Consider the following 584-nt stretch of genomic DNA (forward strand, 5'->3'; position numbering starts at 1 on the left):
AAGTTCTGCTCAATGGCAAAAGGATCATAGCCCTCGCGGGATCGAATGTAACGGACGACATTCGCCTGAGTGACCGCCTGCTGATCGGTGATGTTCGATGTTCGGGTCAGCCCTGTCTTGACCTCAATATAGCCAGTGTTCTTGTCGACCTCGACAATGTACGGCTCGAAGCTCTTGAGGGGCACGAGCATCACCAATGCGGAGAGCGACAGGATCGTGATGCCGCCGAAGATCAGCGTAATCAGCCAAGCGAACGCCTTGGACCGTTTGGCCTTTTTGACGATCTCTTGTTCCCAACGGTCCCCATCCTGAAAATAGCTCCGGAGAGCATCGTTATTCTCTGCCATGTATCCTAGCCCTTAATTCCCGCCACCAGTTGCCTAGTTGGGCAGACTGTTGTTGGTAATTCTGTTTTGCATCGCTTCTGCTGCACCGGCGTTTTGGATGTTTTCCCTCATGCCGGCATGGGTTCTGGCGCGTGCGGCCATTCCTAATTCTCCAGCCCTGCCGGCTACAGAACGTGTCGCGGTCAAAGCTCGTGCCGGCAGTGCAACACCGGTCGCGTAGCCAACCGATCGAGCGAT

1 protein-coding gene and 1 pseudogene are annotated in these 584 nt (G+C 55.1%); both read right to left on the bottom strand.

The window, feature by feature from the left end; genetic code table 11:
- On the bottom strand, positions 1-347 hold a 347-nt coding region (locus tag ACM6UT_RS23450; protein ID WP_416799662.1), incomplete at its 3' end, for a VirB8/TrbF family protein.
- A 33-nt stretch (positions 348-380) separates the two neighbouring features.
- Positions 381-584, bottom strand: a pseudogene (locus tag ACM6UT_RS23455) (type IV secretion system protein); the annotation flags it as partial.

The sequence above is a fragment of the Ciceribacter azotifigens genome, assembly GCF_048159625.1.
GTDB classification, from domain to species: Bacteria; Pseudomonadota; Alphaproteobacteria; order Rhizobiales; family Rhizobiaceae; genus Allorhizobium; species Allorhizobium azotifigens.